General features: G+C 72.1%; 4 protein-coding genes and 1 pseudogene. 2 read left to right on the top strand and 3 right to left on the bottom strand.

The genetic code is table 11. The features are described from left to right. Together STRAU_RS17440 and STRAU_RS17435 are read right to left on the bottom strand one after the other, a co-directional pair. Positions 1–1,073 (bottom strand): annotated as a pseudogene (locus tag STRAU_RS17440) (serine/threonine-protein kinase); the annotation flags it as partial. Between the two features lie 208 nt (positions 1,074–1,281). Next, entirely contained in the window at positions 1,282–2,988 is a 1,707-nt protein-coding gene (locus STRAU_RS17435) for a glycerol-3-phosphate dehydrogenase/oxidase (RefSeq protein ID WP_037660115.1), read from the bottom strand. Between the two features lie 264 nt (positions 2,989–3,252). Here STRAU_RS17435 and STRAU_RS17430 point away from each other — a divergent pair, with 264 nt between their 5' ends. Then, positions 3,253–4,506 (top strand): nucleotide sugar dehydrogenase, encoded by a 1,254-nt coding sequence (locus STRAU_RS17430; RefSeq protein ID WP_016641666.1) that lies wholly within the window; start codon positions 3,253–3,255, stop codon positions 4,504–4,506. 101 nt (positions 4,507–4,607) lie between these two features. Further along, positions 4,608–5,231: a hypothetical protein gene (locus STRAU_RS17425; protein WP_016641665.1), complete on the top strand. Its 624-nt coding sequence runs from the start codon at positions 4,608–4,610 to the stop codon at positions 5,229–5,231. A gap of 93 nt (positions 5,232–5,324) precedes the next feature. Here the strand turns inward: STRAU_RS17425 and STRAU_RS17420 are convergent, their stop codons facing one another. Beyond that, positions 5,325–6,449, bottom strand: a complete 1,125-nt coding sequence (locus STRAU_RS17420) for a GuaB3 family IMP dehydrogenase-related protein (protein ID WP_016641664.1) — start codon at positions 6,447–6,449, stop codon at positions 5,325–5,327. Between the last annotated feature and the right edge of the window lie 78 nt (positions 6,450–6,527).

Raw genomic sequence — 6,527 nt, 5'->3', positions numbered from 1 at the left:
CGTCGTCGCCGCGGCCGCCGCCTTCTTGCGGACCGAGCGGAACGCGCCCTTCAGCCGCTCCGCGGCCTCCTCGCCCTTGCGGCTCCCGGAGGAACCGGAACCGGGCGGCGGGGCCTGTGGCGGGGTCGGGGGGGCGGGGCCTGTGGCGGGATCGGGGGCAGCGGCACGACCTTCGTCGCGTCCACCGGGTCCACCGCGTGCTTGTCCTCGGCGAAGTCCGGCGCGTTGATCACGTCCTGGAGCATCGCCCGCGCGCCCGCGTCGTCGAGCCGCTGCTCGGGGTCCTTGGCGAGCAGGCCGTAGATGACCTTCTCCAGCAACGGGCCCGCGTTCTGCGGCGGTTCGACCGCCTCCGTCATCACGGCGGTGAGGGTCGCTATGGCCGAGCCCTTGTCGTACGGAGGCACGCCCTCCACGGCCGCGTAGATCAGGCCGCCGAGCGACCACATGTCGGCCGCGGGGCCGGGCTTGTGGCCGCGCGCCCGCTCCGGCGAGATGTACGAAGGGGCGCCGACGAGCATGCCCGTCGACGTGATGGACGGGTCGCCCTCGACCTGGGCGATGCCGAAGTCCGTCAGGACGACGCGGCCGTCCTCGGCGATCAGCACGTTGGACGGCTTCACGTCGCGGTGCAGGATGCCCTCGCGGTGCGCCGAGCGCAGCACGTCGAGCACGGCGAGCCCGACCTCGGCCGCGCGCCTCGGCGTGAGCATCCCGTCCTCGCGGACGGCCTCGGCGAGGGACTTGCCCTCGACGAGCTCCATCACGATCCACGGCCGGTCGTCCTCGTCGACCACGTCATAGACCGTCACGGCACCGGTGTTGCGGATCCGGGCGATCGCCTTGGCCTCGCGCAGCGTGCGCGTGATGAGCCGGCGCTTCTCGTCCTCGTCGATGCTCGACGGGAAACGCAGCTCCTTCACCGCGACCGTGCGGCCCAGCGTCTCGTCCTTGGCGCGCCAGACGGTGCCCATGCCGCCGCGGCCGAGCACGTCACCGAGCCGGTACCGGCCCGCGAGGAGACGTGCGCTCTGATCCTGACGAGCCTCGCCCGTCTGCTCCGCCTCCGACATGCGTCCCCTCAACTACCCGCACAACCCGCCCTGACAGAGCCTTCATTGTCCCTCACCCCGGGACCGGTCAACGCCGCGGGTCCGGCGTCCCACATCATGGACATTCCCACCGGCTCAACCCCGGCGCACCCTCCCAAACCTCCCTCGCCATACCCCCCTTGACCACCCCCCTCGGGTCAAACCGCCCGGAACTCCCCGGTTGACAGGGCTACAGCGGCACGATGTCCGGCGCCCCGAGCCGCGCCGCGTCCGCCGTCAGGTCGTCCGGCTGGCGCTGCGACTCGCGCTCGGCCTCCACCCGCTTCTCGTAGTGCTGCACCTCCCGCTCGATCTGGTCCTTGTCCCAGCCGAGCACCGGCGCCATCAGCTCCGCGCACTCCCGGGCACTGCGGGTGCCGCGGTCGAAGGTCTCGATGGAGATGCGCGTGCGCCGCGTGAGCACGTCGTCCAGGTGGCGGGCGCCCTCGTGGGACGCGGCGTAGACGACCTCGGCGCGGAGATAGTCCTCGGCGCCGCCCAGCGGCTCGCCCAGGCCCGGGTCGGCGGTGACGAGTTCGAGCACTTCCTCCGCCAGCGCGCCGAAGCGGTTCAGCAGGTGCTCCACGCGCACCACATGGAGCCCCGTGCGCGCCGCGATGCCCGCGCGGGCGTTCCACAGCGCGCGATAGCCCTCGGCGCCGACCAGCGGGACGTCTTCGGTGACGCAGTCGGCGACACGCTGGTCCAGGCCGTGCACCGCCTCGTCCACGGCGTCCTTGGCCATCACGCGGTACGTCGTGTACTTGCCGCCCGCGACGACGACCAGGCCGGGCGCGGGGTGCGCGACCGTGTGCTCGCGGGAGAGCTTGCTGGTGGCGTCCGACTCGCCGGCGAGCAGCGGCCGCAGGCCCGCGTACACCCCCTGCACGTCGTCGCGAGAGAGCGGCACCGCGAGCACCGAGTTCACATGCTCCAGGAGATAGTCGATGTCCGCGCTGGACGCCGCCGGGTGGGCCTTGTCCAGGTCCCAGTCGGTGTCCGTGGTCCCGATGATCCAGTGCCGGCCCCAGGGGATCACGAACAGGACGCTCTTCTCCGTGCGCAGGATGAGCCCGGTGGAGGAGTTGATCCGGTCCTTGGGCACGACCAGATGGATGCCCTTGGACGCCCGGACGTGGAACTGGCCGCGCTCGCCGACCATCGCCTGGGTGTCGTCGGTCCACACGCCCGTGGCGTTCACGATCTGCTTGGCCCGGATCTCGTACTCCCCGCCGGCCTCGACGTCCTGGACGCGGGCGCCGACGACGCGCTCGCCCTCGCGCAGGAAGCCCGTGACCCGGGCGCGGTTGGCGGCCCTGGCGCCATAGGCGGCGGCTGTGCGCACGAGGGTGGCGACATAGCGGGCGTCGTCCATCTGCGCGTCGTAGTACTGCAACGCGCCGACGAGGGCGTCCTTCTTCAGGCAGGGGGCCACGCGCAGGGCGTGACGGCGGGTCAGGTGCCGGTGCATGGGCAGGCCCCGGCCGTGGCCGCGCGCCATCGACATGGCGTCGTACAACGCGACTCCGGATCCCGCGTACAACCGCTCCCAGCCCTGGTGCTGGAGCGGATACAGGAACGCGACGGGCTTCACCAGGTGCGGCGCGAGCCGTTCGAGGAGCAGGCCGCGCTCCTTGAGGGCCTCGCGGACGAGCGCGAAGTCCAGCATCTCCAGATAGCGCAGACCGCCGTGGATCAGCTTGCTGGACCGGCTGGACGTGCCCGACGCCCAGTCTCTCGCCTCGACGATGCCCGTGCTCAGGCCGCGGGTGACGGCGTCGAGCGCGGTGCCCGCGCCGACCACGCCCGCGCCCACGACGAGAATGTCCAGCTCGCGCTCGGCCATGCCCGCGAGTGCCTCGGCACGCTCCGCCGGGCCCAGAGTCGCTGTCCTCACCGCTGCCTCCCGTGATTTTCGGGTGTGGTCGCGCTCACATCATGCCCAGATTCTTGCCGCGCCCGCCGAGTTCGGCCACGCGGCCTGTGGAAAACCCGCGGAAGACACCGCCAACACTCCGACGCCGCAAGGAGTCCAATCCCGCAAATCGGTCATATTTACTCCTAGTCTGACATTGCACTCGCCCATCTTGTCCACAGGGCTTGCGCGATCGTCCCGCTTTGGCTATATCCGCCCGGCTATTGGGAAGGACGGCTCACCGCCATGCCAGCAGACCTCGCCGTCATCGGTCTCGGCCACCTCGGCCTGCCTCTCGCCCAGGCCGCCGCCGCAGGCGGCATCGCCACCATCGGCTACGACCCCGTCCGGGCACCCGACCTGGCCGGCGGCCGCCTGCCGGGCGACGGCACCGAAGGCACCCTCACCGCGGCGGACGTCCGCCGGATGCTCTCGGGAGGCTTCCGGCCGACCACCGACCCCGCCGAACTCGGCCGCGTCCGCACCGCCGTCATCTGCGCCCCCACGCCCCCGGCCGCGGACCGCTCGCTCGACCTCGGCCAGGTGGCCGAGGCCGCCCGCGCCCTCGCCGGGCGGCTGCGCCCGCACACCACCGTCATCCTCGAATCACCCGCATACCCGGGAACCACCGAGGAATTCCTGCGCCCCCTCCTCGAAGAGGGCTCGGGCCTGCGCGCCGGCCGGGACTTCCACCTCGCCTACTCCCCCGGCCGCCTCGACCCCGGCAACCGCACCCACGGCTACGCCGGTACCCCCAAGGTCATCGGCGGCCTCACCCCCGCCTGCACCGAGTCCGCCGCCGCCTTCTACGGCCGCCTCACCGACAAGGTCGTCCGCGCGCGGGGCCCCCGGGAGGCCGAAACCGTGCATCTCCTGGAGACCAACTACCGGCACGTGAACATGGCGCTGGTCAACGAGATGGCCGTGCTCTGCCACGACCTCGGCATCGACCTGTGGGACGTCATCCGCTGCGCCGAGACCAAGCCCTTCGGCTTCCAGGCGTTCCGCCCCGGCCCCGGCGTCGGCGGTCACGGCGTGCCCCTGGACGTGCCGGGCCCCGCGCGCGGCGCCCGCCCGCTGCGCATCGTCGAGCTCGCCCAGCAGGTCAACGACCGCATGCCCGGCTACGTGATCCAGCGCGCCGCGACCCTGCTCAACGAGCACGGCAAGTCCGCGCGCGGCGCCCGCGTGCTGCTCCTCGGCGTCACGTACAAGCCCGACGTCGCCGACCAGGAGGCCGCACCCGCGCAGGAGATCGCGGTCCGCCTCATGGAGCTGGGCGCGGCCGTCAGCTATCACGACCCGTATGTCGCGCACTGGAGCGTTCTCGGCCATCCCGTCCCCCGCGCGGACACCCTCTACGAAGCCGCCGCCGAGGCCGACCTGACGATCCTGCTCCAGCACCACCGCACGTACGACCTCCAGGGCCTGGCCGTGAAGGCCCAGCTCCTGCTGGACACCAGGGGCGCGACCCCGGCGGGCGCCGCCCACCGTCTCTGATCCCACACACAACCCCCTGGGGCCCTTCGCGCGCTGCTGCTACCGTGCGGATCCAGTCACTTACCGCACACCAGTGCACTCACGTCCCAGGGGGAAACCAGATGACGCAGCCCACGCCTCCAGGCCAGGGCGGACAGCCGTACGGGCAGCAGCCCTACGGCCAGCAGCAGTACGGCCAGCAGCCGGGTGCCGGCCAGCCCGGATACGGCTACCCGCAGCAGGCGCAGCAGCCCTATGGCCAGCAGCCGCAGCAGCCGTACAACGCCTTCCCGCAGCAGCCGCAGCAGCCGCAGCCCGGCGGTTTCCCGCCGCCTCCGGCCGCCCGCGGGAACATCGGCCTCGGCGTGGCGGTCGCCTTCGTGGCCGCCCTGGTCGCCGCGGGCGTCTACGGGGCCATCATCGGCGCCACCGAGCACGAGATCGGCTGGGCCGCCGTCGGCGTCGGCTTCGTCGTGGGCCTGGTCGCGGGCAAGGTCGGCGGCTCCAACCCGGCCGTCGGGGCCCTCGCCGGGGTCTTCTCGCTCGGCGCGGTGTACATCGGCCAGCTGGTCGGCGCCTCCATGATCATCGCCGACAAGGCGAAGATCGACTTCACCGAGGTGTTCTTCGACAACTTCGACCTCGTGCAGGAAGCGTGGAAGCACGAGGCCGACGCGATGACGTACGTGTTCTTCGCGATAGCGGCCGTCGCGGCCTTCGGCAGTGCGAAGCGCGCCGGGCAGTAGCGGCACGCGGCACGCGAAACGGCCTGGGGCCGACCACCTCTCCCGGTGGTCGGCCCCAGGCCGTTCGGCCTCCGAAGGCGCCGTACGACGGCGTCAGCGGCGGTGCTGCGAGTCCGCCACCGTGACCTCGACGCGCTGGAACTCCTTGAGCTCGCTGTAGCCCGTCGTGGCCATGGCCCGGCGCAGCGCTCCGAAGAAGTTCATCGAGCCGTCGGGGATGTGCGAGGGACCGGTGAGGATCTCCTCGGTGGTGCCGACGCTGCCGAGGTCGACCTTCTTGCCGCGCGGCACGTCCTCGTGGACGGCCTCCATGCCCCAGTGGTGGCCCTTGCCGGGGGCGTCCGTGGCGCGCGCGAGGGGCGAGCCCATCATCACGGCGTCGGCGCCGCACGCGACGGCCTTGGGCAGGTCGCCGGACCAGCCCACGCCGCCGTCGGCGATGACGTGGACGTAGCGCCCGCCGGACTCGTCCATGTAGTCGCGCCGGGCGGCGGCCACGTCGGCCACGGCCGTCGCCATCGGCACCTGGATGCCGAGGACGTTGCGCGTGGTGTGCGCGGCGCCGCCGCCGAAGCCGACGAGGACACCGGCCGCGCCGGTGCGCATCAGGTGCAGCGCGGCGGTGTACGTGGCGCAGCCGCCGACGATCACCGGCACGTCGAGTTCGTAGATGAACTGCTTCAGGTTCAGCGGCTCGGCGGCACCGGAGACGTGCTCCGCCGACACCGTCGTACCGCGGATCACGAAGATGTCCACGCCCGCGTCCACGACGGCCTTGGAGAACTGCGCGGTGCGCTGCGGCGACAGGGCGGCGGCGGTGACGACCCCGGAGTCGCGCACCTCCTTGATGCGCTGCCCGATCAGCTCCTCCTTGATGGGCGCCTCGTAGATCTCCTGGAGGCGCCGGGTGGCCGTCTCCGCGGGCAGCTCGGCGATCTCGTCGAGCAGCGGCTGCGGGTCCTCGTACCGCGTCCACAGGCCCTCGAGGTTCAGCACGCCGAGGCCGCCGAGCTCACCGATGCGGATGGCCGTGGCCGGGGAGACCACGGAGTCCATGGGGGCCGCGAGGAAGGGCAGCTCGAAGCGGTAGGCGTCGATCTGCCAGGCGATCGAGACCTCCTTGGGGTCCCGGGTGCGCCGGCTCGGTACGACGGCGATGTCGTCGAAGGCGTACGCCCGGCGGCCGCGCTTGCCGCGCCCGATCTCGATCTCAGTCACGTGTGTGGCCCTTCAGCTTTCCTACGACACTCCGTATATGCCGTTCCAGTATCCCCGACACGCGCGCGTGGGGGCGGC

Origin of the sequence: Streptomyces aurantiacus JA 4570 (assembly GCF_000414115.1) — a bacterium.
Taxonomy (GTDB): domain Bacteria; phylum Actinomycetota; class Actinomycetes; order Streptomycetales; family Streptomycetaceae; genus Streptomyces; species Streptomyces aurantiacus_A.
The sequence above is the reverse complement of the archived record's forward strand: the minus strand, read 5'-3'. Positions and strand labels throughout refer to the sequence as shown.